The following is a 25818-nucleotide window of genomic DNA, read 5'->3' on the forward strand; positions in this document are numbered from 1 at the left end:
ATCTAGGACCATTAAAATGAACAAATCCCAACTCAAAACCCCATACTTCATGATCGACGAATCCAAGTTGATCGACAACCTAGAAAAAGCGAAGCACCTCAAAGAGATCTCTGGCGTTAAGCTTGTTCTAGCCTTGAAATGTTTCTCAACTTGGGGTGTTTTTGACATCATCAAACCTTACCTTGACGGCTCAACCAGTAGTGGCCCATTCGAGGTAAAACTGGGTCATGAGACCTTTGGTGGTGAAACTCATGCTTACAGCGTGGGTTACACCGAAGACGATGTACGTGAAGTCGCGGATATCTGTGACAAGATGATCTTCAACTCCCAGTCTCAGTTAGCGGCTTACCGTCATATTGTTGAAGGCAAAGCGTCTTTGGGTTTAAGGCTTAACCCTGGCGTTAGCTATGCAGGGCAAGATCTTGCTAACCCGGCGCGTAAGTACTCTCGCCTTGGTGTACAAGCTGACCATATCGATCCAGCAGTGTTTGAGAGTATCGATGGCGTCATGTTCCACATGAATTGTGAGAACAAAGATGTGGATGCGTTCATCGGTTTACTTGATGCGATTTCCGAGCAGTTTGGTGAGCACCTTAATAAGCTTGATTGGGTGAGCATGGGCGGCGGCGTATTTTTCACTTGGCCAGGTTACGATATTGATAAGCTTGGTGCAGCACTCAAAGCCTTCTCAGAGAAGCATGGCGTTCAGATGTATCTTGAGCCGGGTGAAGCGATCATTACCAAAACGACGGACTTGGTAGTAACTGTGGTCGATATCGTTGAGAACGAGAAGAAAACAGCCATCGTTAACTCTGCAACTGAGGCCCACCGTTTGGATACGCTTATCTATGATGAGCCTGCGTCAATTGCAGAAGCCAATCCAGAAGGTGCACACGAGTATGTTATCGGTTCGTGCTCTTGTCTTGCTGGTGATCAGTTCTGTGTCGCTAATTTCGATGCGCCGTTAACCGTTGGGCAGCAGCTGCATATTATGGATAGCGCGGGCTACACCATGGTGAAACTCAACTGGTTCAATGGATTGAAAATGCCATCCATCTATTGTGAGCGCTCAACTGGCGAAATCGAGAAACTCAATGAGTTTGGTTATGACGATTTTAAACGTTCACTGTCTCAATGGTCGGTGAGTTAATCGCGCTCAAGATGTTAATCTAGAGAGAATAGGCAAGCACTTAGGGCTTGCCTGTTTTTTTATAAGCCCCTATCTTTTAACAACATAGGGCATGCGCGATTTATCTCATCAGGAGCCTTCCAAATGACTCGAACTTATCGAACTCTCTTTTCCGCCATTGCACTTTTCGCTCTTTCTGGATGTGTCAGCTACAGCATTACAGAGCAAGAGATGACGGAGTACCTCAATGACAATCTCAAGCTTGAACAGTCTGTTGGTGTTCAAGATGTGTTGTACGCCAAAGTCTCGGTCGATGATTTGCGCGTCACCATTGGTCGCTCGGATAAAGATCGCGTCGCAGTGTTTGCCAACACTACGGCGGAGCTACAAATGTTGAATCAGCAAGATGTCGACTTAGATTTGGATATCGAATTCAGTGCTGTGCCTGAGTATAAAAAAGAGACCGGGGAAGTATTTCTAAAATCGCTACGACTCGAGAGGCTCGATGAAGATGGGTCGGTACTCGCCCCCGAAATTCGCCAATTGATCAAGCCCGCCGTTTCCTTGATTGGCAGTGCGGTGTCGAGTTATCCGGTCTATCAACTGGATGAAACTACCGTCAAGCAGGCTTTGCTCAAATCATCGAGCCCGAAAGTGTCGGTTGAAAATAATAAGCTGGTTCTCGATTTTTTTGAGTAATACGAGGTTTTTGAATCAATTTGTGATCTGGTTTGACCACGTTAGACTATTATGAGTAATTTATTCAATTAGTTAGAAAAATGGCAAGGGATTGAATTCTATGCCAGTATCAAAAGGACTGTTCATGATCAGCAAAATTTTCACCACTCTGATACTCGTTCTAATCGGTTACATGTTTTATAAAAACAACACCATGCCATCCTACTTGGGTGTGGATGATGGGCAGCTGGCTCGAATGCCTTCCACGCCCAATGCTGTCTCTTCGCAAACCAATATTCCTGAAAAGCAGGTCAAACCTATCGCCTTTGATGATTTAGCTACGGCGAAAGCGCGTGCGTTGGCAGCACTGCAAGCATTGGGTCGCAATGAGATTATTACGGACAGCGGCGATTATGTTCACACGGTATTTACCACGCCTTTAATGCGCTTTCATGATGATGTGGAGCTCTACTTTGATGCTAAAAATGGCGTCATGCATTACCGCTCTCAGTCGCGCACTGGTTACAGCGACGCTGGTGTTAACCGCGCCCGTTATGAAAAGTTTGTTCAAGCGTTCCAGCAAACCAACGGCTGATCTCTGAAAGCGATTCTCCTCACAGACGGTCTAATTGACTAACTGCCGCTGTGAGGAGAGCAACATGCGTTCTATTCTTCCTGTACTTTCATTTGCTTTATTACTGCTCGCCCCTTCTTTAGGATCTGCAAAATCCCTCAATGGCTTTGAGTTAGACAACGCCAGCGTACCTCTGGATCTAGTCCAAAGTGGAGGGCCGCCTCGGGATGGCATCCCTGCACTTACCGATCCGAAGTTTGAATTAGGCAAGAACGCCAAAAGCGTAAAGGCACGTGATGTGGTGTTGGGTTTGATGATCAATGGCGAAGCCAAAGCTTATCCACTGAACATTCTGAACTGGCATGAGATCGTCAATGATACTGTGGGTGGAAAGCGAGTCGTAGTGAGCTACTGTCCACTTTGTAGTAGCGGGATGGCGTTTAGTAGTAAACCAGAGGGGAGTGGAAAGCGTGAGCTAGAGTTTGGTGTGTCGGGCTTGTTGTATAGCTCAGACGTGCTGATGTATGACCGGGAAACCGAGTCGCTTTGGTCGCAAATCCATGGTGAAGCAGTGGCAGGGGCGTTGGTTGGCAGCAAGCTTAAGCAGATCCCGATGTCTTTGTCTCGTTGGTCAACTTGGTTGCAGCGCAATCCTGAAACACAGGTGTTATCGACGGAAACAGGATATCGGCGTGACTACCAACGCGACCCTTACGCGGGTTATGCCAAGCATCCTAGTATCTATTTTCCCGTGGCAAACCAAGCCCCAAGCCAATACCACCAGAAAGAGATGGTGTTGGGCGTATTGCTCGGCGATAGTGCCGTTGCGTTTCCATTCAGTGAGTTAGAAAAGCAAGATAAGGTGAGTTTTGAGTACGTGGTTGGCAACCAGATTTATACCATTCATTGGGATAGTCAGAACCAGTCCGCTTGGGTAACCGACAAAGACGGACAGGCCTTAGCATCGACTTTGCTATTTTGGTTTGCTTGGTATGCCTTTTATCCTGATACCCAAGTCTTTAATGCATCCTAAAAAAATAAGCCCCAAATACATAAGTGTACTTGGGGCTCGTTGTTTATCGCTGTATACACTGCGGCTTATTAGCTAAGACTTTCAACCAGTGCTTTACCCACGCCGTGGGCACTTGTTGGGTTTTGACCCGTGATCACGCGCTCATCAACGATGACTAACTCTTGCCAAGGCTGCACCTTAGTGTACTGCTTAGCGGTACGTGCAAGAGATTCTTCCAGCAAGAATGGAATCGCATCGATGGTGCCGAAGTCGACTTCTTCTTCACGAGTAAAACCGGTCACCGACTTAGAGGCCAACAGCTTTTCACCATTGCTAAGTGTGATTGGCAGTAGAGCACCAGGACCGTGACATACCGCAGACACAATGCCGCCATTCTCATAGTGTTTTGCCGCAATGGCTGCGAAAGATTCGTCCGTTGCGAGATCAGACAGCAGACCAAAGCCACCAGGATAGAAGATAGCGTCGTAGTCTTCTACGTTGATTTGCGAGGCTGGAATTGTGTTGTTAATGCGGTTTTGAAAGTCATCGTTCGCCAGCAGTTCTGCATTGACGCTGTCACCTTCGATATCCGTGCCATATAGTGGCGCTTTGCCACCTTTGATTGAGGCGATGTCATACTCGAACCCTGCGGCTAGGATTTCACTGAGCGCATGGGTTAATTCTGGCGCGTAGGTACCGTTGGCTTGGTCGGTTTCACCTAGCGTGGCGTGATTGGTAACTGGGATCAGTACTTTTTTCATGATTCATTCCTTTTGAGCTGACGGGTTTTTTATTGTACGAATGAATATTAATTGCAAACCATATGGGTGATAATTGGCAAATTAGGAAAAACATTATTGCTATATAGCAAAGATAGGCGTTGCCGAGGTCATTATGGAGAGCTTTGAAGGGATCAATGAGTTCGTTGCTGTTGCAGAAAGTCACGGTTTCTCGGCTGCGGCCAAGCAGCTTGGTTGCAGCACCAGTCATGTGAGTCGCCAAGTCTCGAGATTGGAACAGCGGGTGGGGGTGGCATTACTAGCGCGCTCGACCCGAATGGTCAGTTTGACGGACGCAGGACAGGTGTATTACCAGCAGTGCAAAGAGCTGGTCATTGGGTTACAGCAAGCTAATGAGCGTTTATCTTCTCAACATATTGATCTCAGTGGCACGCTGCGCGTCAGCGCTGCTGGTGCATTTGCAGAAAATCATGTTGCGCCAGCTCTCATGGCGTTTGCCAAACAATATCCAGAACTCACAGTCGAAATGGATTTTAATACCCGCATGGTGAACTTCATCGAAGATGGCGTTGATTTTGCGATTCGCTATGGCCGTTTGAATGACTCGGGGTTAGTGGCAAGAAAGCTGGTGGACAGGCCGATGGCCGCTGCGGCAAGTCAGCAGTATTTATCACAATATGGTGAGCCAACACATCCCAATCAACTTGCTCAACATAGCTGTATAATCGCCAACAATGATCACTGGCAGTTTGAAAAAGAAGGCAAGCCGATGAGCGCTATTCGTGTAAGTGGTCGTTGGAGAAGCAACAATTCAAACGCACTGCTTCAAGCGTGTGAAGAGGGGTTGGGTATTGCTTATTTGCCGCGAAGCAGTTTTGGGGATGCGTTATCCACGGGCAAATTAACGCCTGTTCTCGAGCCTTATTGGGGCAAAGGTTCGAGTAGCTGGATTGTTTACCAAAATCGCCGCTTCTTGCCCGTAAGAGCAAGAATGGCGATTGATTACTTAGTGAATTACTTCGCTGATTGGCAGGAATAAAGTGACTCACTTGAAAAGGTGTTGCAGAGCGCGGCTGACAGGAAGTTTGCTCCCAGCCACATAAGCGTTCATTTTTCCAGTGAGATCTTTTTTCACCTTTTCGAGCTTATGAAGATTGATCATCGTTGAGCGGTGAATCTGCCAAAAACAGTCAGGATCAAGCTGGTTTGATAGCTCTTTGATGCTACTACGTAGCACATATTCGCGTTTGTCATCGGTGACTAAGGTAACGTACTTATCTTCGGCTTTTAGGTAGGCAATATCGTCGACTGATACGAGATGAATTTCGTCTTGCTTACTGGCTTTAAGCCATTTAGAAAATTGTGGTGTGGCATTCAGGGACAGCTTTTCCAAGTTGGCCATGAGCGAGCTAAGCTCAGGGGCTGCGCTATGTGAAGACAGGCGCGATTTGGCTTTTTCACAAGCCTCAATAAGTCTTGTTTCATCAATGGGCTTGAGTAAGTAATCCACCGCATTAGCTTCAAACGCACTGACAGCATAGTGATCAAACGCGGTAATAAAGATGATCAGAGGGGCTGGTTTATCGCTGTTTGATGAACGTTTAGCGATCTCTCGCGCAACATCCAGTCCGGTTTTTCCCGGCATTTGAATATCTAGAAACGCCACATCGATGTGTTCCTTTTCGATAGCGGAAAGCGCTTGTTCGCCGTTTTCACATTTCGCAACGACGTCGAGCTCAGGCCAAGCGTCAGCCAACAACTTGTCGAGGTGGAATCGAAGGAGCGGTTCGTCGTCAGCAATCAGTGCTTTTATCATAATTCATCCAAAATTATTGAGCGTCGAGCGGTAAAATAATGGTGGCGGTTACGCCACCTTGTGCGTTCTCAGTGATTGTTAGCGTGGCTCTGCCTTGATACATGGCATTGAGCCGAGATTTTGCATTCTTGATCCCGATACCATGACCCGCATTATCGCTATTGGCTGAGAGACCTAGTCCGTTATCTACGACCTTTAGTATGCATTGATTGCCTTTGTTTTGTGCCTCAATGGCAACCTTGCCCCCTTTGACACTAGGTTCAATACCGTGCTTGATAGCATTCTCTACCAGCGGTTGAAGTAGATAAGGCGGAATCATCACATGGCTGGCTTCATCTGAAATATCAAACGTTGCCGTTAGTCTGTCACCTAAGCGCGTCCCTTGGATAGCTAGGTAGGCTTCCAATAACTTCATTTCCGAGGCGATGGTGACATGACTACTACGGTGTCCTGTCATAGACGCTCTCAGCAAAGTGGTCAGCTTATCGAGCATCACTTTGGCTTGCTCAGGGTTGGCATCAATGAGCACGCTGACATTGGCAAGGGTGTTAAACAGAAAGTGCGGTTCAATTTGACTTTGCAACTGCTTAAGCTCGGATTCGACTAAGGCTTTTTCTTGCTCGATTTGGTCACGCTTGGTTTGTTCCAGAGCTTGTTGCAGTCTCATTTTCTGCTCTTGAGCATGAAAAAAGTAGAAGCAGATTGAGGTAAATATAATGCCAAGGAAAAAGATCGGCTTTATGCCGTTCCACACATCGAATCCCGGATATTTACTCACCCAAAAATAGGCATTTACCGTACCAAGCGCGACGGCTGAGGATAGCGTTATGGCGAGCGATAGAGTGCGCTGTTGATTCAGTGTCGGCACAAAACGAGCAAGCGCCCAAGAGATGAACACGGCGCTGTAACCATAGCCAAGGCTTATCATCAGGTTCTCATAATAAGGTGCCGACCAAATGGATGCGGTGATCACAGCAATTAAGGCGCAGAACAGAGTTGTGAACAACAGTGAGCGAGCCCAGCCATTCTCCGCCATTGGAATAGTCATCATTAGAAACGTCCTTTTAGATTAATCAATATGTTATAGGTATCCGGTAAATTTGCATACACGCTATTCGTTGCCCCGGTCACGAATCGTGCTGCAAGTTCGAGGTTAAAACTGGTATCGCCAGTATCAACCACATCAAAATCGAGCCACTGTGTAGCGATAATGCCGCCATCTTCTGGTGCTATCATGATATCCAGTCGCGGGTGCATGCTACGCAGTAGGTGACTGTCTTTGCTCCACTGCCACTGACGCCAGAAAATAGGGTCAAGCCGACCGTGCAGCATGACGTTGTGCTGTACGATGTTTTGCTGGCTGTAGCCAAGTGCAAAAGATTGAGAGGTGGGGTTAAATCTCGGGTCATTAGAGCTGGCGTACTGATTAGCGCTATCCCATTCAGATTGACTCCAGGCTCGCGAGTCGTACCAATACTCTCCAATTACACTTAGGCCAGACTCGTGCGACCAAGTGCTTCCTACTAATACTTGGCTGGCATTGCTTTTCTCGGTGAGACTCGCCGGTTGATTTGGTGTGATGTCATAGCCTTGGTAGCGACGCGAATAGGAAATCGAGGCGTGTGCTGACCATGCTTGGTTGAATACATTGACTAGGCTGCCACCAAGGAGTCCCTGACGAACATTGTCGTAATAGCCAATCATTTGCAGCTCAAGATCACCCAGTAAGCGATAATATTTACCACCCAGTCCTTGCTGCTCGGTAGCGCGGCCATACTCAGAGGTGTCGAGCTGACTCCAACTTGAATCAGTGGTGATGAGCGTCCATTCCGATTCAAGTCCATAGTGAGACAGCGCCAGTGTGCCTGCGCCTTCTTCAATCTGTATGCCCACAGGGTTACGGCGATAAGGGGTGAAAATGTCCAGCACGCGGTAGCCATAGCCCACACCCCAGTCGATACGTGCCTTACCCATGAGAACGTCCCATTCAGAATCACCGAAAGTCACGCTGGCCTCATAAGTCAGTGTAGAGATGACTGTATCGAATTGGCGTTGGTCATGGCCGTCAGGTGTATTGTCATATATTGATGTGCCAAGTAGAGCCACATTGGCGCTAACAGAATGGAACTGCGCATTGATATCGAGCAGGGCATTGACTTGCTCGTGGCTGCGATCGCTTTGCTCTGGCAAGAATGCACTCTCTCCGCCACCAATGGACTGCAAATTCACTTGATAGTCGGTTTCAATATCGAGTGCATCCCAAGAAGAGTCAGAGGCGCTTGCTAAGTTGGCGCTTAGGAGAAGAACTAGCGCCGCAGGCACCCAAGCTATGCGCTTGGGTGCAGGTAAGCTGTGTCTCAAGCCATGCTCTAAGCAAGGTTGGGCGTTCATAGCTCGACTCGCTTATTTTTAGACAGATACGCCGGGTTGTAGTACTTGTCGGCGAGCTGCTGCGGCGTAACCTCTTGGTAGTCGATAACCGTCTTTTTGTCGGTTTGGATTTGATCGAGCAAGACCATAGTGACTACGCGTCTTTGGCCTTCACGCTCTCCAGATTCAAATAGTGCCTTTTTGGCCAGTTTGCCAGAAGTAAGGTAGAGGTCTGCTCGCACTGGAAAACCGCTCTGTTTCTCGACCCAAAGATCAATCGATTGATAGCTCGCGCCCGCTGTTTTTGCCTTTAGAGAAAGCCGAAGTGTAGGTTCAGAATCAGCACCGGAAATATTACTTTGCTCTGAGACGATTTCACCTGTGTAATCTTGGCTCCAAGTCAGTGTGGAGACATCGCCCACAGACGCATCACCTAACAGTTTTTGCATCGGTGTGATGCGGATGGGTCTACGACTTTTTGGCATCACTAGCCAATAGTTGTCACCAAGCATCAACATCTTTTGACCTTGCTCGACTTTGGACTTAAATAGCACCAAAGATTCTCGGTCTGGTCTCAAGTACACTTCATATTGGCGGGTCTTATCAAGCTCGCCATCTTGATAGAGCGCAACTTCGGTAACCACTTTAGAAGCTGCGTCCTCTAGGCGGTAGTCATCGGCGATCGATAGTATCTCTGCAGCGCTGGTATCTTTAGATATTGTGTTGGCTTGCGCTTGCCAGCTGGCACAGATTGTGACTAGTGATGCTATTAATAGCGGCTGTTTTTGAATCCAATTAAACATAAGCAAGTGCCTCCGTAATAGGTCGTTTGGTACCTTTGCGTGCGGAAATAAACGCAGCAAACACGCAGATGATGATGACGGCGATGCCCGCGTAGGTAGCAACGTTCAATGAGAATACGAGCTCCAATGGGTAGCCTTCACTTCGCCCCGGTGGTGGTGGCATTTGAATATTGGCAACTTGAAGAAACAGCGTGGTGAACCAGGCAAACAGGGCGCCAGCAACGCTACCAACCATACCGATGAGTATCGACTCACGGACAAACATGGCGATGATCTCTCGTGGGTAACTGCCCATTGCGGACAGAGCGCCAATTTCACGTGTACGTTCAGACACGGTCATCGACATCGTGTTAAATAGCGCCACAAATACCACTAAGCCAAGCACGATACCGAGGACACCAAAGATGCCGTTGTAGAGGCCGCGAACCTTGTTGTAGAAAAACGCGCGCTCGTACCATGGGGTGAGTTGTAAGTTGGCAAAGGCAGGGTCGCTGTCGAGTGCTTTAGTTACTGCTATTGAGGCCGAGTCTGTCAGTCTGGTGTCGTTTAAGTAGATAGACACTGCGCTGACTTTATCACTGGCGAGCAGAGATTGTGCACTCGATAGACGAACATGAATCTGGCGTTTATCGAGTTCAGGAACGCCGGTACTGTAGGTGCCCACAACTTGGAAATCCATCGCATTGAGCACACCATCCGTCGTAGTCGCAAGCAGCGTTACCCAATCCCCAACGCGAACAGACAGGTTATTGGCCAGTTCATTGGCGATCATAATGCCGTCTTCGCTGGATTCGGTAAGCGCGCTGCCAGTTTGCAAACCAATGAAATCTTCACGCAGAACAAACTCACTGGGCTCAACACCATTGCCGACAAAAATAGAGGACTTTCGGCCATTGGATATCAAACCAGAGAAATAGATCCTTGGTTGAATTCCCTTGGTTTCGAGTGTTTGACTGAGCAGTCCGTTAAGCGTTTGGTACTGAGCAATACCATTTTGCAGTGGCATTTCTTCTTCACGCTCAAAGTAGCCGGGTTGGCTTAAGGTAATATGGCCAACATCGTTCGCGGTGGAGCGCTCGAGTGATTGATAGGTAAACAAGCCAAAACCCGCTGCCGCGGTAAGCGCAAAGATAGCAATCGCAACGATGATTAATGACAACAGTGTGCGGCGCTTGTTTCTAACCAGATATAGGCTTGCGGTTTTAAAGCCCTGTAGTTGTGCTGAAATCATGCGATCTCCTTACTTAGCTCAATCGGCTGATGTTGTGGCATGGAAGAGAGCGTGCCGTCGACCAGTTCAATGGTGCGGTCACAGCGGCTGGACATACGACTGTCGTGCGTGGCGACGATGAAAGTCGTGCCTTGCTCATGACTAAGCTTCTTCATTAACTCGACGATTTGCCCTGCGGATTTGCTGTCTAGACTGGCGGTTGGTTCATCGGCAATGACCAACTGTGGGTTGTGAATTAGTGCTCTGGCGATGGCTACGCGCTGCTGCTGGCCGCCGGAAAGGTGGTCGGGGCGATGGTGCTTGACCTCACCAAGTCCCACACGCTCTAGCCATTGCTCGGCAATTTGCATGCGTTCTTGGTAAGAGACTTTGTTGAGCATGAGCGGGTAAGCGACATTCTCCAGTGCCGTCATTACTGGGATTAGGTTAAAGCGCTGGAACACGAAACCAATATTCTCACGGCGAAAGCGGGTTAGTGCTTTAGCGTCTTTACTCATGGTATTGCTCGCGAAATGAATCTCGCCGTCATAGTTGGTGTCGAGCAGCCCTAAGATATTCAGTAATGTACTCTTCCCTGAACCCGACGGCCCACACAAAGCGACGATTTCACCAGTCTGAATCGTGCCGGAAATGTGTTTAAGCGCTTCTACATCGTTTGCGCCCATGATGTAGCGTTTGTGTAGTTGGTGGAACGTAATCATATCGACTCCTTGCGATACTTTTCGATTGGTGTGCGTTCAATTTACTAAGTCGAGCAGGGCGCCGCTTCGTGATGCGACAAATGGTGATTTTTGGAGATAAACGGTTAGTAATGGGGATAAATGGTTTTCAAGAAAATGATCGAATTGTCAGTGGCTACGTTGAAAGAGAAGAGATTCACAATGGGCATTGAGAAACATGAGTTCGACGATAAATAAGTTTAATCCCAACAAGTTACTGAATAGCAAGTGGACCGCAGTGACACCAAAACAGAAAGAGAAGCACTTTATTGTGGTTGAAGTAGAGCGCGATGATGAAGGCGTGGTGATTGGTTGTCAGTTAGAGGCGATTATGTCGAAGCGAGCGATAGAGATGGACTGGCGTGAGTTGAAGGATAGGGGGAGTTGGTTGCAGGGGTGGAAGTGAGAGATCGTTATATGCTCGTCGGTCTTCGGACTGTATTCTTCAAACTCCACGTACCGACCGTCTTTCCTGTGCAGGCAGACATCTTACCGTAGCGGGCACTGACCGGCTTTTTAATGCTGAAAATTCAGTTCACTGACGTTGCTATACCAGTAGTTACTGATCGATTGTCAATACTCAATTTTCGTAACGAACATTTGCCACTTTTCTCGTTTCAACCCCAACAAATAACAGCGTCATTCCCTTGAAAAAGGGAATCCCACTCAGCGCGTTGCTAAGTTGAGATTCGTGACTTGGTCGAAGATTTTCAGTTATCTACACGTGGTAGGAGAATCTCACTTTTGTGAGGATGAGGAATATATTGTGAGAGAAGGGTTTAGAATAACCAACAAGCTTTTGTGCAGAATCGTGCTGGTTGGAGGGGGTAACACGAAAATGCCCCATTATCATTTTCAGCTATAACATGCGTGTTCGAAGACAACCGGAATTTACCCTAATTCTGCTCATGTGAAGGCAACAAGAATCATGCAGTAAAATGTTTTTTTATGTTGGTAAGGTCGCTTCGGGACAATAGCGAGTTACGAGCAGCGTAAATGAGCGTACAGTATCTCTAGGTGGGTAAAGAACAGCATTATGAACGTCTCGTTGCGTCCATAACGCTGGCTTCTAAAGCACTTAATTCGAAGTTGTTGCCAAGACTTGCGATTTCTTAACCTCAACTAAAGCGGCTGCATCAGGCTTTAGGAACTCGTGTTTTTTGCCATCTGTATATATAGCGGGGATAAGTGTTTTGCTGAACTTAGGTGATTGATAAAACATGTACCCTTGAGGCAAGCGCGAAGTTAGCTCTTTCAGGAAAATATCTAACCCATCAGGTCTATCGAATGGTGCGATTTTGTTTTTGATAAGATATTGGTGATTAAAACCATACACCCCTGAAAGCTTAGTATCGTGTGAGCTGACATATTGATTCTCGGCTGAAATTAGCGATGTGTGACCTTCAACTAACCCGTATTTTTCATTGTGAGCATAGAACTCACGCTCATAAAATCCGTAACTGATATCAGTACCTTTAATTCTATACTCTGTCTCCTGGTATATCTTCGCTCCGGTTAAAGACGCAGAACTTTCCGGCTTTACTACTACCTTTTCGAGATCGACCCCATATTCAGCTAATAGTGTAATGGCATGATGCTGTATCGTCTCTTGTGCAAGATTTTTAGCTCGCAGACCATTTTCAGCTTGTTCACTAGGCATAGCAATCAGCCAATGAGAGTAAGCTGCTGGGTGGTTGGCTGTAGCAATATTACCTGCGGCCCCGCCAGCAACGTCGATGACACCTGTTAAATTCCCAGTAAGTACACTCAGTGTGCCAATCACAAGCGAAACATCTCCAGGGGACTTATCTGCAAAAGCTTTTTCAATTTCGTGTATATCGTCAACAGAATAATCTCTAAGCGGACTTTCAGTAGTCTGCCAAAGGACGGTCTGAGGTTGCATAAGTGAGGTCTGTTCTGCGAGCAAAAGTGCTTCACTTTTGGGGCCTATGGGCTCTGAACTAGAGCATCCGTAAAGGGAAGTGACTATTAATAACGTACTCAATTTATTCATGAAAATTCCTTTTATAAAATGAATATAGAGTGATGTTATCAAGAAGGAATTTAGTCAGTAAACCAATGATAGTACTTCTAGGTTAACTCTGAGACTTAGCCCAAAGTATTCTTTCAGAAGTATTGTTTTACTCATGTTAGCCTCAGTGCAAAAGCTTAACTTTAATCTTTATATCAATATATTACATGTAATTTCATTGGTTTGACCTGTTGTGGTTCTGCTCAATAAGCGAGCTCCTGCGGGTAGTTTAGTAAAGGGCGTGACGTCTACTACTTCTTTAATGAACCAAATCACAGAATAACTGATCCAGGCATGTTACTAACTTGAAAATGCCCCTTTTCGTGTTTCACACCATCCTCAAAAAATCACTGTCATCCCCTTGAAAAAGGGGATCTCATTCAGCGCATCGTGAAGCTGATTTACGTGATTTAGTCGAAGATTTTCAGTTGCCTACACGCGGTGAGAGATCCTCACTTTCGTGAGGATGACGGCTATATGGGGGTATGTTAGAAATGAAGGGATGTAGAGAACTTCTGTCGAAGGACGTGCTGACGCCTATCTCGGCAAACACGTCTTTGCCCCATTTTGCGTTTCAAACCAACCCAAAAATCACCGTCATCCCCTTGAAAAAGGGGATCTCATGCGGCGCGTCGCGAAGCTGATTTACGTCACTTAGTCGAAGATTTTCAGTCACCTAAACGCGGTAGGAGCTCCTCACTTTCGTGAGGATGACGTCCATATGGGGTATGTTAGAAATGAAGGGATGTAGAGCATTTTTGTCCAGATGTGTGCTAGCGGGGCATGTAACACAAAAATGCCCCATTTCGCGCTTCCTCCCCCCCAAAAAAAATCACTGTCATCCCCTTGAAAAAGGGGATCTCATGCGGCGCGTCGCGAAGCTGAATTACGTGACTTAGTCGAATATTTTCAGTCAATTACACGCGGTAAGAGATCCTCACTTTCGTGAGGATGACGGATATATGGGGTATGTTAGAAATGAAGGGATGTAGAGCATTTCTATCCAAAAATGAGCTAACGAGAACTCCTTAAAAATCTGGCGTGCGCGTTGAGTAGATCCGCATCAAGTGCGGAATGACGAAGTCTTTGTTGATAGTTGCAAAGGTATAGCTATGAATGACAGAGCCTATCGCGGTATAACCGTCTTTGGTTCACTTAGAGAGCTATTATGCTCTGCAAGATCCTCACCTGAGTGAGGGTGACTGATAGCTCAGCGTGATTCACAACAATCGAAGCAGGAGTGCTTTGTCAAAAGTCACTTAGCATTTCAACCTTCCTCTTACCATAAATTACCCTTCCCCCCTGCCGTTTTGCTTGCTTTCCCGCTAGAATACCCCCATCACAACCCACTCACTTTCCGAATCAATAAGGAATGCCATGAGCAGCCAAAATCCACTATCTAGCGATATAGTGATTGTCAGTAACTCTTCCGATAACCCGTTTGCCATTGATGTCGCTTATGCGATGGGGCAGCATGAGGACATCTCTGATGTCATCAGTATGAAGCACTTCATGAATACCGAATTTTGCCCGCGCTTTATCTCCGATGAAGATGACATGGACAATATCGGTAACAGCTTAGAAGGTAAGACGGTCGTTATCGTTAGTACCGGCAACCTTGTGACCAGTCGCCAAGAGCTAGCGATGCACAACTTTATTATTGCGCGTGCTGCTAAAGAGAATGGTGCGAGTCGCGTGGTGCTGGTGGAGCCTGACCTTTTCTTCTCTGCGCAAGATCGTGGCGCGCGTCCTGAGCTTGGTGATACGGGTGGTGAGCGCTCTGTGTCGGACATTAAGAAGTTTGATGGCCAGCCGTTTACCGCGCAGCTTTATGCGCAGTTGTTGAAACTGTCTGGTGTTGATGATGTGGTGACGGTACATAACCACTCAGATTCCGTGCAAAAGATGTTCGGCGATGTATTTGGTGGCCGCTTCTATAACCTCATTCCTTACCAAATTTACGCCCACTACCTGCTTAACTCTAACATCTTGAATTACGGCCCAGATGGCGAAGGTTTGGTACTTTGTGCGCCAGACAAAGGGGCACGTGATTTCGTTAAAGAGATGTACAACCGAATTGGTTTGAGCAAAGCCAAGTTCATCATGTTGGATAAAGAGCGTACCGCTGAACGTAAGGTAGAAATCACCCTGCACAAAGAGAGTGAAGACACCTTCGAAGGGCTAGAAAATTCCAGCATCGTATTGTTTGACGACATGGTTCGCACTGGGTCAACCGTGGTGAAATCGTGCCAGTTCCTGCAGCAGCTTAAACCTGAGAACATGGTGTTTACCGTCTCTCATTTCTACGCCAGTACCGAAGGTCGTGAGCGTATGTCTCATCCTGCATTAGGCGAGATTCTGACGCTGAATACTATGCCGACCATTCTTAACCGCGATGAGCAAGGCCGTCTGCGTAAGAAGATGGTGGTGCTGAAGATTGAGAAGTACTTGGCGCAGGAGCTAAGCAAGATCTTGGACATCCCGCAGCGTTTGGAAGAAGAAAATCCATATAAGATCGATATGTCTTCTAAAAACCCGCGTTTCCAGCGCAAGATTTGGTTCTCTGATCAGCTGTCTGAGCTGAAACACTAACCTGCGCATTCTATCGATTAAGTACAGCGATAGATTAGCTATTTAGTAACGGCACATTCCGATAAAGAGTGTGCCGTTTATTTATTTTTGAACGCCATAAAAACTTGGTGCAGCGCAAAACATACCGCGCCAAGGGCTGCACCACTTGCGAGGTGAATCATGCTTGCGCCAATGCTCTCCCAAAATAGATCTAGGCTAGGGATGTGATTAAATGTGTCCGCTTGAGCGGCGCTTAAGTGCTCCAGCCAAGGCAGGGCGTGGGCAATGATGCCGCCGCCAACCAAAAACATCGCGATAGTGCCAACAATACCCAGTGCTTTCATTAACCACGGAGCAAACTGCAGCAGCCCAATGCCAAGCTTTTGTTTTATTGAACTCTTGTTGGGGTTGTTATTGATAAGCCATAGCCCAGCATCATCAAGTTTTACGATGACCGCCACCAAACCGTAAACACCAGCGGTGACTAATACCGCCACCACACTCAAGCCTATCGCTTGCATGGTAAGAGACTGTGTCATCATAGTACCCAGTGCAATCACCACAATTTCAGCAGAAAGAATAAAGTCGGTGCGAACGGCGCCTTTCACCTTTTGTTTTTCGTAATCGGCAAGTTCTTCTTCGCTCATGGTTAGAGCTGGATGATTACTGGTTGCTGTTGACGTTTCGCCGGGATGGCTCCACCAATGGTGAACTTTTTCGAAGCCTTCATAGCAGAGAAAGGCGCCACCAAGCGTGAGAAGCGGTGTTATAAGCCAAGGGGCAACTAAGCTAATCAAAAGTGCTGCTGGCACCAAGATGACTTTATTAAGCAGTGAACCTTTCGCTACCGCCCAGACCACTGGCAGTTCACGCTCTGTAGAGACGCCGCTGACTTGCTCTGCGTTGACCGCTAGGTCGTCACCGAGCACGCCAGCGGTCTTCTTTACCGCGACTTTGGACATGACTGCCACGTCGTCCATCAGTACAGCAATATCATCAATAAGAGTCAGTAAACTTGCGCCAGCCATGGAGTGGTTCCTTTATGTAGTATTTACCTGTTTTCCATGGCTTTATTGTAGTTGATGTTAAGCGCTAGGCGCAGACTTCTTCGCCTGCTTCATCTTCCATCACGATATCTGTCTCTGAGCTTGCCTCTGCAAGCCATCGTAAAATCGCCGCGCTCGAAAGGACTTTCTGTTGATAGCGTTTTGCAGGCTCGGATAGCTCAATACCATAGGTTCTAAATCTGAGTGCAACAGGCGCATACATAGCATCGGCAATGGACCAGTCGCCAAATAGCCATTGGTCCGGATACTGGCTCATTTGCTCTGACCACATTTCATCGATTCGTTTGATATCCGTACAAGCAGCCTCGCTTAACTCTACTTTGCGACGAGCGCGGCAGTTCATTGGTAGTTCATTACGAAGCGCCATAAAACCTGAGTGCATTTCGCTGACTACAGCACGTGCTTTGGCGCGCTCTGTGATAGACGCCGGCCAGCAACGACCATCAAGATATCGCTCGTTGACATACTCCATGATGGCTAGCGAATCCCATGTAGTAATGTTGGAGTCGACAAGGGCAGGTACTTTGGCTGTTGGCGTGACTTCGGCAAGTGTTTGATAAAACTCGGGAGTGAATAGAGTCAGCTTTTCCACTTCCACGTTTACATTGTTTTGAGCAAAGATAAGCCAGGCTCGTAGTGACCAACTCGAGTAGTTTTGGTTTGCAATATACAGTTTCATGTCGCCTCCTTTCTGGTTTGATTTTCATCATAATCAATGGTTTGATGGGTGACTAACGCATAGTTTTAATGAGTGCCATCAATGGAATCGATGGGTGGAGAGAGATATGGATATTGAAGCGCTACGCAGTTATCTGGCGTTTTCGGAAACGGGCAGTTTTACTCGGGCAGCGAAACAGATCAATCGAACGCAGTCGGCTTTTAGCGCCCAGATGAAGAAGCTAGAAAGCGAAGCGGGGACGCCACTGTTTGAGCGTCAGGGACGTAATATGATGCTCACGGAAGCAGGCTTAGCGCTAAAAGCGCATGCGGAGCAAATTTTGGCGCTGCATGACAAGGCGCTGCATCAAGTGCAGAAGTATCAAAACAAAACCTCACTCAGGCTCGGCTGCCCAGAAGATTACAATGAAACCATTCTTCCAAAAGTGATCAGTGCCATCACTAAAACGGAGCCGACGTGCTCTGTTCAAGTCTATTCTCAGCCCAGTGTCGTGCTAAGAGAATGGCTCGATGAGGGGAAAATCGATGCGGCGATAGTGACAAGAGCACCAGATAGCGAAGAGGGCTATTGGCTTGAGTCCGATCGCGGAGTGTGGATTGCTGCTGAGAATTTTGATGTCTCTCAAAGGCCGCTGCCTTTGGTGCTGTTTCAAACTGACTGTAAGTACCACGCTGCCGCAGTCGATAGCTTGACGAAACGAAGTGTGAGCCATCAACTCATCGCATGCTGCAATACGGCATCCGCCCAACGGTCGTTGGTTTCTGCAGGGCTTGGTGTCGGCGCTATGGGCCAGCTGAGCGTCAATAAGGATGTGGTTATCCTAGATAACATGCCATCACTGCCAAATGTCGACATTGTGCTGCTTACAGGCGCATCCGCTCACCCTCTGCTTACACAGTTGTTTATTGCCGAAATTTAGCTCGGTTAGGGAAGATAGATGAGCATGTAATACGATTTATTCGTATTACATGCTTGGAATAATTCTCAATATATCCTGTGGTTGAACGTGAATGTGATAATTTATTTGTTTTTATAAACGTCTGTTCTAAAAATATTCTACTAAATGACAAGTTTTTGTCAGAAATTACCTATTAAGTAGTAGAGTTGATTTTCGTCAACTGTTTCCAGTTTTTTCGTTTGTAACATGCCCGTGATGATGCATAACTATAACTGAGCATGTCTATATGAACGATAAACTGAAGCAATTATTGACGCCGTCGTTGACGCGTCGAGGATTCATCAAATCCTCGTCGGCCATCGGTGGTCTCGCGGCAGCGACAAGTGCCATCTCTCTCCCCTTCAAATCTGCACACGCAGAAACCCAATCAGCACCAAGTGATGAAAAGGTTGTTTGGAGCGCTTGTACTGTTAACTGTGGTAGTCGATGCCCACTGCGCATGCACGTAGTCGATGGCGAGATCAAATGGGTCGATGCCGACAATACCGGTACCGATAACTACGCCAACAAAGATGTGCAAGTCCGTGCGTGTTTGCGTGGTCGCTCAATGCGTCGCCGTGTTTACAATCCGGACCGTCTGAAATACCCAATGAAGCGTATTGGTAAGCGTGGTGAAGGTAAGTTTAAGCGCATCTCTTGGGATGAAGCTTACACTGAGATCGTCAATAGCCTAGATCACATCAAAAAAGAATACGGTAACGAAGCGATCTACTTGAACTATGGTACGGGTACGCTTGGCGGCACGGTCACTAAGTCTTGGCCTCCAGGTAAGTCTTTGATCGCTCGTTTGATGAACCTAACTGGCGGTTACTTGAACCACTACGGTGACTACTCGACAGCACAGATTGCGAAAGGCCTGAGCTACACCTACGGTGGCTGGGCTAACGGTAACTCTTTCTCTGATACTGAGAACAGCAAGCTGATTGTTCAGTTCGGTAATAACCCTGCTGAAACGCGCATGTCTGGTGGCGGTTTGATCCACCACTTAATTGAGAGCAAAGCGAAATCGAACGCCCGCATGATCATGATCGATCCGCGTTACAACGATACAGCGGCGGGTCACGAAGATCAGTGGATCCCAATTAAACCCGGTACGGATGCGGCCTTTATCTCTGCGATGGCGCATGTGATGATCAAAGAAGACTTGGTTGACCAAGCTTTCTTAGACAAATACTGCGTTGGCTACGACGAGAAGACCTTACCAGCCTCGGCACCAGCAAACAGCGACTATAAGTCTTACATTCTTGGCCTTGGCGAAGATGGCATCGAGAAGACTCCTGAATGGGCTGCGCCTATTACTGGTATTCCTGTTGATATCATTATCCAGACGGCTCGCGAAATCGGCTCAACCAAGCCGTGTGCTATCTATCAAGGTTGGGGTCTACAACGTACTCAAAACGGTGAGATTGCCTCGCGCGCTATTGCTATGCTGGCACTGTTAACGGGTAACTTAGGTATTCATGGCGGCGGCTCTGGCGCTCGTGAATCGGATTACAACATTCCGTTTGTTCGTTTCCCGACCCTTGAAAACCCAATTCAAACGTCTATCTCTATGTTCCTTTGGACAGATGCGATTGTGCGCGGCCCAGAAATGACGGCAACGCGTGACGGTGTGCGCGGTAAAGATAAGCTTGACGTGCCAATTAAGTTCATCTGGAACTACGCAGGTAACTGCATTATCAACCAGCACTCTGATATCAACCGTACTAACGACATCCTACAAGATGACAAAGCGTGCGAGATGATTGTAGTGATTGATAACCATATGACGTCTTCGGCGAAATATGCGGACATCATCCTACCAGACCTGACCACGTCAGAGCAGGCGGACTTCTGTATGGATGGCAAAGCGGCGAACATGCCTTACTTCATCTTTGCAGACAAAGCGATTGAGCCTCAGTTCGAAGCGCGCAGCATTTACCAAATCTGTTCGGATCTGGCTGAGCGTATGGGTGTAGGTAAAGAGTTTACTGAAGGTCGAGATCAAGAAGGCTGGCTGCGTCATTTATACGCGGAAACTTTGAAGCTAGACCCAACACTTCCAGATTTTGAAACGGTTCGCAAGCAAGGCATCGTTAAGCGTAGTGACCCGAATGGGCACTATGTGGCTTACCAAGCATTCCGTGAAGATCCAGAGAACAACCCGCTGACGACACCGTCTGGCAAGGTTGAGATTTACTCTGAAGAACTAGCAAGACTCGCTGCGGAGTGGGAACTGCCTGAAGGCGATGTGATTCACCCGCTACCTATCTATGTGAGTACGTCTGAAGGCTGGGACTCGCCTCTACGTAACAAGTACCCGCTTCAATTGACAGGTTTCCACTTTAAAGCTCGCTGTCACTCGACTTACGGCAACGTTGATGTGATCAAACAAGCCGCGCGCCAAGAGATGTGGATCAACCCGATAGATGCTGAGCGTCGTGGCATTAAGAATGGCGACCGCATCAAGATCTATAACGATCGTGGTGAAGTTCGAATCAACGCAAAAGTGACGCCTCGAATGATGCCGGGTGTAGTGGCACTGGGTGAGGGCGCTTGGTACGCACCAGATGGTAATAAGGTGGACCACAATGGTTCAATCAACGTGTTGACGTCTCAAAAGCCAAGTCCATTGGCGAAGGGCAACCCGCAACACACAAACCTTGTCGAAGTTCAACTGGTTAAGAAGGCGTAAGGACTAACTCATGAAACAATACGGTTTTTATATCGACTCGAGTAAGTGCACTGGCTGTAAAACCTGCCAGTTATCTTGCAAAGACTTTAAAGATTTGGGTGTCGACCGCAGTTTTCGCCGTGTGTATGAATACGCTGGTGGTAACTGGGTAGAAGAGAATGGTACCTATCGTCAGGACGTGTTTGCTTACTACACCTCTATTGCGTGTAACCATTGTGATGAGCCAGCGTGTGCTAAGGTGTGTCCATCGGGTGCAATGCACAAGCGTGAAGATGGTTTTGTCGTTGTTGATGAAAAGGTATGTATCGGCTGTAAACATTGTGCCAATGCGTGCCCTTACGGCGCGCCTCAGTACAGCAAAGAAAAAGGCCACATGACCAAATGTGACGGCTGTTTTGAGCGCGTAGCAGACGGTTTTGAGCCTATCTGTGTCGGCTCATGCCCGCTTCGAGCGCTGGAGTTTGGTCCAATTGCTGAGCTTCGTGCGAAATACGGCACTAATGCCGATGTGGCACCGCTTCCGTCTTCGTCACTGACGAAACCTAATATTGTGATCAAGCCAAACCGTCATGCGCGTCCAACTAATGACACGACTGGTCACCTAGCAAACCCTAAGGAGGTCTAAGATGGGATGGCATGAATGGCCTTTGATTTTCTTCACTGTACTTGCACAAACCGCGGTAGGTGCGTTTATTGTGATGGGTCTAATCACATTGTTTGGAAAAGCAGATGCGCACGTGAAAACGGGCATCACTCGTAACATGTTCTTTATCTGGGTATTCATGGGACTAGGCTTTATGGCCTCGACTATGCACTTGGGTAGCCCAATGCGTGCAATTAACGCGTTGAATCAAGTGGGAACCTCGTGGCTATCGCGCGAGATTTTGTTTGGCTCAATGTTCTTTGGTTTGGGTGGCATCTATTGGCTATTGTCTGTTATCGACAAAGGCAGCGAAGCGATTCGCAAAGGCTTGTTGGTAGCAGCAATGGTGATTGGCGTGGTATTTATGTACGCAATGACCAACGTGTACATCATTGATACCGTTCCAACTTGGGATACGCCGTTTACCGGTCAATCTTTTGCACTCACAGCAGTGGTGTGCGGCGTGATGCTGTCACTTATTCTGATGCGTGGTGCGAAACTTGAGTGTCCTAAGCTTGGTCAGATCACGGCGATTGTGGCGTCTGTTGCGGGCCTAGCGCTTGTGATGACGACGATCTCTATGATGGGCTCACTGCCTAGCATCCATTCAGCAATAGTATCAGCAGCTGAGCTTGTGCCAAACATGGCCGAAATTCAAAACCTACGTTTTGTGCTGGTGTTTGCGGGTATTGCGGCTTGGGTTTGGGCAATGCGCTCTGAATCACGCTCTATGCCAATCGCGGTGGTGGGTTTTGCAATGGTTATGGTAGCAGAGCTTATTGGTCGCAGCGTGTTCTTCGGTCTTCATATGACTGCGGGCATGTAATGAGTGAGGAGGGTAGGCGCTTGTGCCTGCCCTCTATTACACTCAACTTTATTGTTTAGAATAACTTGGTAATCTCAGTTCATGTCACAATCAGACGTTATTGATCTTCAAAGTCTACAGACCATGGCCAAAGTGTTTGGCTCACTCTTGTATTTCCCGCTTACTGATAGCAACAACCAAGCTTTGATCAAAGCTTTGTCGGAAGATGAAGCGCTGGAGAACAGCGACATTCAAGCCTGGTGTAAAACAGCTCAAACCGAACTGCCAGACGCACTAAACCAGGACTTCTTCTTACTGTTTGAAGGAGGAGAAGTGATGTTGGCGCCGCCTTGGGGCTCTGTGTACACCGACAAAGAAGAAGTGATCTTTGGTGACAGTACCGTTGCGTATCGCCAGTTTTTGCGTGAGTACGGCATTGAGCTTGATACCGGCATGCGCGAGCCAGAAGACCAAATTGGTTTGATGTTGTTTGCGGTTAGCCAACTTATCGAGCAACAGCAAGATGTTGAAACGGTAAAAACGTTGTTGACCGAGCACTTGCTAACTTGGTGTTATCGCTACTTTGAATTGGTACAACAGCATGCGACAACCAACAGTTACAAACAGTTGGCAGGCTTGGTTTCTTTATGGTGTGAAGTGGTACAGGATGTGCTTGATATTACGCCAAATGCTGTGAAGTTATATCGTTAAAAAATATGCCTATCAATGGTGAGAAAATTATGAGTCGTGATGAGCAATACGTAAAAGCCTATATAGAGCACAAGACGATAAGCCGACGTGGCTTGTTTCGCGCTCTGACAAATGGCGCGACTCGTAATCCGGCTGAGACTGATGACTCCCTTGCTTCAAAGTTGAATGCTGAAAAGGTAGTTAGAGTGCTACCTAGACCGCCACAAGCGATAGACGAAGTGCTGTTTCAGCAAATTTGTGATGGTTGCGGTGAATGTCAAAAGGCTTGCCCTGAACAGGTCATTACTATTGAAGGTGGATTAGCGCAGTTAACGATGGATTATGGGTATTGCAGTCAGTGCGGTGAGTGCGGTAAAAGCTGCCCGACTGGCGCGTTGCATGGAAGTGTACTGGATAATGGCTTGCGACCGAGCTTCTCAGAAAGCTGTCAAAACGCACTGTTTGGTGATTGTTATCTGTGTGAGGAAGCATGTCCTCAAAACGCCATAGAACTGGAAGACTTGAGTTTACCTACCGTCAGTGAAAGCAAGTGCGATGGATGCGGACGTTGTAAGCAGGGCTGCCCATTTTCATCCATCACATTGCGATTGTAACGTTAAAGTCAGTAATGACTTGTTTTGTTCACATGGCAATGACTTTTTAAACAGGCGATTTTTGAAACTCTGGTAACGAAGTATAAATTCGCAAACCCTTATCGATTATCTCTTGTTCCACCCAATCTGGTAGGTGGGCGTCGGTAATTACCCCATCAAGGCGTCCAAGATCCAGTGCATGGAAGCTGGCTACTCGTCCGTACTTGGAAGAATCGGAAATCAGGTAGCTGGCTTGTGCGGAGCGAGTGATGGCTTGCTTCACTGAGACTTTATCTTCACTTGGTGTCGATAAGCCTTTTAGATTCCACGATGAAGTGGACACAAACGCAATATCAATATTCATGCCGGAAAGAAACTCTGCCACCTTGACCCCAATGCTGGAATGGTTTTCCCGATCGACCTTGCCACCAGTATGGTAGATCTCACATTTCCCGAAGCTTATCAGGTAATTGGTCACAGCAAAGTCATTAGTGATGACCAAGATGTCTTCACGGCTAGCAATCTGGTGAGCCACTTCAAGAGATGTGGTCCCTGCATCTAAATAGACCGTTGCTTGATGAGGGATCAATGCCGCAGCGATATTACCAATTAACGCTTTTTCATTGGCATGCTGCTCTGCCTTTGCATCGTGAGACAGTTCACTGTGAAGACTTTGTGTCAGTTGCACCCCACCCGATACTGAAATGACTTTTCCTGAAGACTCAAGCTTCATAATGTCCCTACGGATCGTCATATGAGACACGTTTAACTGCTCGACGAGCTCTGTGATGCTAATGACCTGTTGATGCGAGAGCAAGGACAATATGGTTCGTTGGCGTTCAGCGGGGATCATGTCTTTTCCTTCAATACGTTACGTTGTTTCTATCATAACAGTATTTAGTTTTTATGTGAATATGTGTGAATTAATGTTAGCTCAATATGCAATCGAGCTATTCACGGGGCTTATCTCTCTCTTCCTTGGCTTTTTCTGGTAAATATTGTGAAGTTTTGTTAAAAATGTGATGTTAAACAGGGCTGTTTGCTGAGTTTTCACATATAGTTACACCCATGAACAAGAATTAACAATTATTCGACATTGAAACTTACCCAAAAGGCTCAGTAATTATGAAGGAAATTCAATCGGTTGGTGTTATTGGCTTAGGCTCCATGGGCATGGGGGCCGCTAAATCCTGTATTCGAGCAGGGTTAGATGTTTATGGTTTTGATCTCAATAGTCAGGCTTTGGAAGAGCTTGGTAACTATGGCGCCAAGGCGGTATCGACAAATTCAGTTGAGTTTGCAAGTGAACTTGACTCGGTGTTGGTGTTAGTCGTCAACGCCAAGCAAGTGAATACGGTACTGTTTGACTCAGGATTAGCAGCGGCACTTCGCCCAAACACTCCCATTATGGTTTCTGCAACTATTTCTGCTGAAGATGCTAAACAGATTGAAGCAAAGCTGGATGAGCATGGATTGGTGATGCTTGACGCTCCTGTGTCGGGCGGTGCAGCGAAAGCGCTGGCGGGTGAGATGACGGTGATGGCTGCGGGCAGCTTATCGACTTTCGAAGCACTGTCTCCGGTATTAAATGCGACGGCGGCCAAAGTGTATAACATTGGCGAGGCTATTGGGCTCGGCGCGACCGTGAAGATCATTCACCAACTGTTGGCAGGTGTTCATATTGCAGTAGGTGCAGAAGCAATGGCCTTGGCTGCGCGCGCCAACATACCTCTAGATTTGATGTATGACGTGGTCACCAATGCTGCGGGCAACTCATGGATGTTTGAGAACCGCATGCAGCATGTGGTTGATGGCGATTACAGCCCTAAATCCATGGTTGATATTTTTGTTAAAGATCTCAACTTGGTGGCTGACACTGCGAAAGACCTTAAGTTTCCACTGCCATTGTCAAGCACGGCTCTCAATATGTTTGTTAGCGCAAGCAATGCTGGCTACGGACAGGAAGATGACAGCGCTGTGATCAAAATATTTGATGGCATTGAGCTACCTGGCGTTAACAAGGTGGAGAGCTAG

The 25818-nt window shown here is 47.3% G+C and carries 25 protein-coding genes; 14 read left to right on the plus strand and 11 right to left on the minus strand.

Annotated elements, in window-relative coordinates; translation table 11 throughout:
- Window positions 1-16: 16 nt before the first annotated feature.
- The 4 genes from nspC (at window position 17) to AAA946_RS06070 (ending at window position 3414) form a co-directional block, all read left to right on the plus strand.
- Complete coding sequence (gene nspC / locus AAA946_RS06055; RefSeq protein WP_338164051.1) at window positions 17-1150, plus strand: carboxynorspermidine decarboxylase; 1134 nt, start codon at window positions 17-19, stop codon at window positions 1148-1150.
- 123 nt (window positions 1151-1273) lie between these two features.
- Window positions 1274-1828, plus strand: coding sequence for a DUF1439 domain-containing protein (locus tag AAA946_RS06060; RefSeq protein WP_338164052.1), 555 nt, complete (start codon window positions 1274-1276; stop codon window positions 1826-1828).
- Between the two features lie 124 nt (window positions 1829-1952).
- Window positions 1953-2402 carry a DUF1499 domain-containing protein gene (locus AAA946_RS06065; RefSeq protein WP_338164053.1) on the plus strand — a complete coding sequence of 150 codons (450 nt, stop codon included), beginning with the start codon at window positions 1953-1955 and terminating at the stop codon, window positions 2400-2402.
- 64 nt (window positions 2403-2466) lie between these two features.
- Window positions 2467-3414: a DUF3179 domain-containing protein gene (locus AAA946_RS06070; protein WP_338164054.1), complete on the plus strand. Its 948-nt coding sequence runs from the start codon at window positions 2467-2469 to the stop codon at window positions 3412-3414.
- A 68-nt stretch (window positions 3415-3482) separates the two neighbouring features.
- Here the strand turns inward: AAA946_RS06070 and AAA946_RS06075 are convergent, their stop codons facing one another.
- Window positions 3483-4154 (minus strand): type 1 glutamine amidotransferase domain-containing protein, encoded by a 672-nt coding sequence (locus AAA946_RS06075; RefSeq protein WP_338164055.1) that lies wholly within the window; start codon window positions 4152-4154, stop codon window positions 3483-3485.
- A 133-nt stretch (window positions 4155-4287) separates the two neighbouring features.
- On the opposite strand from AAA946_RS06075, the gene AAA946_RS06080 reads away from it, so the two are divergent.
- Window positions 4288-5172, plus strand: coding sequence for a LysR family transcriptional regulator (locus AAA946_RS06080; protein ID WP_338164056.1), 885 nt, complete (start codon window positions 4288-4290; stop codon window positions 5170-5172).
- Between the two features lie 6 nt (window positions 5173-5178).
- Here the strand turns inward: AAA946_RS06080 and AAA946_RS06085 are convergent, their stop codons facing one another.
- From AAA946_RS06085 to AAA946_RS06110, 6 genes are read right to left on the minus strand one after another with little or no spacing between them, the layout of a single operon-like run.
- A complete protein-coding gene (locus AAA946_RS06085) occupies window positions 5179-5949 on the minus strand; it encodes a LytR/AlgR family response regulator transcription factor (protein ID WP_338164057.1) in 771 nt (256 codons plus the stop codon).
- A gap of 13 nt (window positions 5950-5962) precedes the next feature.
- A complete protein-coding gene (locus tag AAA946_RS06090; RefSeq protein ID WP_338164058.1) occupies window positions 5963-7000 on the minus strand; it encodes a sensor histidine kinase in 1038 nt (345 codons plus the stop codon).
- Window positions 7000-8340, minus strand: coding sequence for a hypothetical protein (locus AAA946_RS06095; RefSeq protein WP_338164059.1), 1341 nt, complete (start codon window positions 8338-8340; stop codon window positions 7000-7002). Before AAA946_RS06095 ends, AAA946_RS06090 begins: the two co-directional genes overlap by 1 nt.
- Window positions 8337-9122, minus strand: a complete 786-nt coding sequence (locus AAA946_RS06100; protein ID WP_338164060.1) for an outer membrane lipoprotein-sorting protein — start codon at window positions 9120-9122, stop codon at window positions 8337-8339. Before AAA946_RS06100 ends, AAA946_RS06095 begins: the two co-directional genes overlap by 4 nt.
- The gene (locus AAA946_RS06105) at window positions 9115-10353 is read right to left on the minus strand and encodes an ABC transporter permease (RefSeq protein WP_338164061.1); all 1239 of its coding nucleotides are present in this window, start codon (window positions 10351-10353) and stop codon (window positions 9115-9117) included. Before AAA946_RS06105 ends, AAA946_RS06100 begins: the two co-directional genes overlap by 8 nt.
- Window positions 10350-11054 carry an ABC transporter ATP-binding protein gene (locus AAA946_RS06110; protein WP_338164062.1) on the minus strand — a complete coding sequence of 235 codons (705 nt, stop codon included), beginning with the start codon at window positions 11052-11054 and terminating at the stop codon, window positions 10350-10352. The genes AAA946_RS06105 and AAA946_RS06110 overlap by 4 nt, the downstream gene beginning before the upstream one ends.
- Before the next feature lie 208 nt (window positions 11055-11262).
- Between AAA946_RS06110 and AAA946_RS06115 the strand changes: the two genes are divergently transcribed.
- A complete protein-coding gene (locus AAA946_RS06115) occupies window positions 11263-11478 on the plus strand; it encodes a TIGR02450 family Trp-rich protein (protein WP_338165779.1) in 216 nt (71 codons plus the stop codon).
- A gap of 672 nt (window positions 11479-12150) precedes the next feature.
- Here the strand turns inward: AAA946_RS06115 and AAA946_RS06120 are convergent.
- A complete protein-coding gene (locus tag AAA946_RS06120) occupies window positions 12151-13086 on the minus strand; it encodes a hypothetical protein (RefSeq protein WP_338164063.1) in 936 nt (311 codons plus the stop codon).
- Between the two features lie 1395 nt (window positions 13087-14481).
- Here AAA946_RS06120 and AAA946_RS06125 point away from each other — a divergent pair.
- Window positions 14482-15696 (plus strand): phosphoribosyltransferase family protein, encoded by a 1215-nt coding sequence (locus AAA946_RS06125; protein WP_338164064.1) that lies wholly within the window; start codon window positions 14482-14484, stop codon window positions 15694-15696.
- Window positions 15697-15773: 77 nt separating this feature from the next.
- Here AAA946_RS06125 and AAA946_RS06130 read toward each other — a convergent pair whose 3' ends face one another.
- The gene (locus tag AAA946_RS06130) at window positions 15774-16703 is read right to left on the minus strand and encodes a DUF808 domain-containing protein (protein ID WP_338164065.1); all 930 of its coding nucleotides are present in this window, start codon (window positions 16701-16703) and stop codon (window positions 15774-15776) included.
- Window positions 16704-16767: 64 nt separating this feature from the next.
- Window positions 16768-17421, minus strand: coding sequence for a glutathione S-transferase family protein (locus AAA946_RS06135; RefSeq protein WP_338164066.1), 654 nt, complete (start codon window positions 17419-17421; stop codon window positions 16768-16770).
- 106 nt (window positions 17422-17527) lie between these two features.
- Here AAA946_RS06135 and AAA946_RS06140 point away from each other — a divergent pair, with 106 nt between their 5' ends.
- The 6 genes from AAA946_RS06140 to AAA946_RS06165 all read left to right on the plus strand — a co-directional run bounded on the left by AAA946_RS06140 (window position 17528) and on the right by AAA946_RS06165 (window position 23805).
- On the plus strand, window positions 17528-18340 hold the full coding sequence (locus AAA946_RS06140; RefSeq protein ID WP_338164067.1) for a LysR family transcriptional regulator: 813 nt from the start codon (window positions 17528-17530) through the stop codon (window positions 18338-18340).
- 265 nt (window positions 18341-18605) lie between these two features.
- Window positions 18606-21053 carry a DmsA/YnfE/YnfF family dimethyl sulfoxide reductase gene (locus AAA946_RS06145; protein WP_338164068.1) on the plus strand — a complete coding sequence of 816 codons (2448 nt, stop codon included), beginning with the start codon at window positions 18606-18608 and terminating at the stop codon, window positions 21051-21053.
- A gap of 10 nt (window positions 21054-21063) precedes the next feature.
- On the plus strand, window positions 21064-21678 hold the full coding sequence (locus AAA946_RS06150; RefSeq protein ID WP_338164069.1) for a DMSO/selenate family reductase complex B subunit: 615 nt from the start codon (window positions 21064-21066) through the stop codon (window positions 21676-21678).
- Between the two features lies 1 nt (window position 21679).
- The gene (locus tag AAA946_RS06155; RefSeq protein ID WP_338164070.1) at window positions 21680-22522 is read left to right on the plus strand and encodes a DmsC/YnfH family molybdoenzyme membrane anchor subunit; all 843 of its coding nucleotides are present in this window, start codon (window positions 21680-21682) and stop codon (window positions 22520-22522) included.
- 81 nt (window positions 22523-22603) lie between these two features.
- Entirely contained in the window at window positions 22604-23212 is a 609-nt protein-coding gene (locus AAA946_RS06160) for a TorD/DmsD family molecular chaperone (RefSeq protein ID WP_338164071.1), read from the plus strand.
- Between the two features lie 29 nt (window positions 23213-23241).
- Entirely contained in the window at window positions 23242-23805 is a 564-nt protein-coding gene (locus AAA946_RS06165; RefSeq protein WP_338164072.1) for a ferredoxin-type protein NapF, read from the plus strand.
- A 46-nt stretch (window positions 23806-23851) separates the two neighbouring features.
- Here the strand turns inward: AAA946_RS06165 and AAA946_RS06170 are convergent, their stop codons facing one another.
- Window positions 23852-24637, minus strand: coding sequence for a DeoR/GlpR family DNA-binding transcription regulator (locus AAA946_RS06170; RefSeq protein ID WP_338164073.1), 786 nt, complete (start codon window positions 24635-24637; stop codon window positions 23852-23854).
- Window positions 24638-24909: 272 nt separating this feature from the next.
- Here AAA946_RS06170 and ltnD point away from each other — a divergent pair, with 272 nt between their 5' ends.
- On the plus strand, window positions 24910-25818 hold the full coding sequence (gene ltnD / locus AAA946_RS06175) for an L-threonate dehydrogenase (protein WP_338164074.1): 909 nt from the start codon (window positions 24910-24912) through the stop codon (window positions 25816-25818).

The organism is Vibrio sp. 10N (assembly GCF_036245475.1).
Taxonomy (GTDB): domain Bacteria; phylum Pseudomonadota; class Gammaproteobacteria; order Enterobacterales; family Vibrionaceae; genus Vibrio.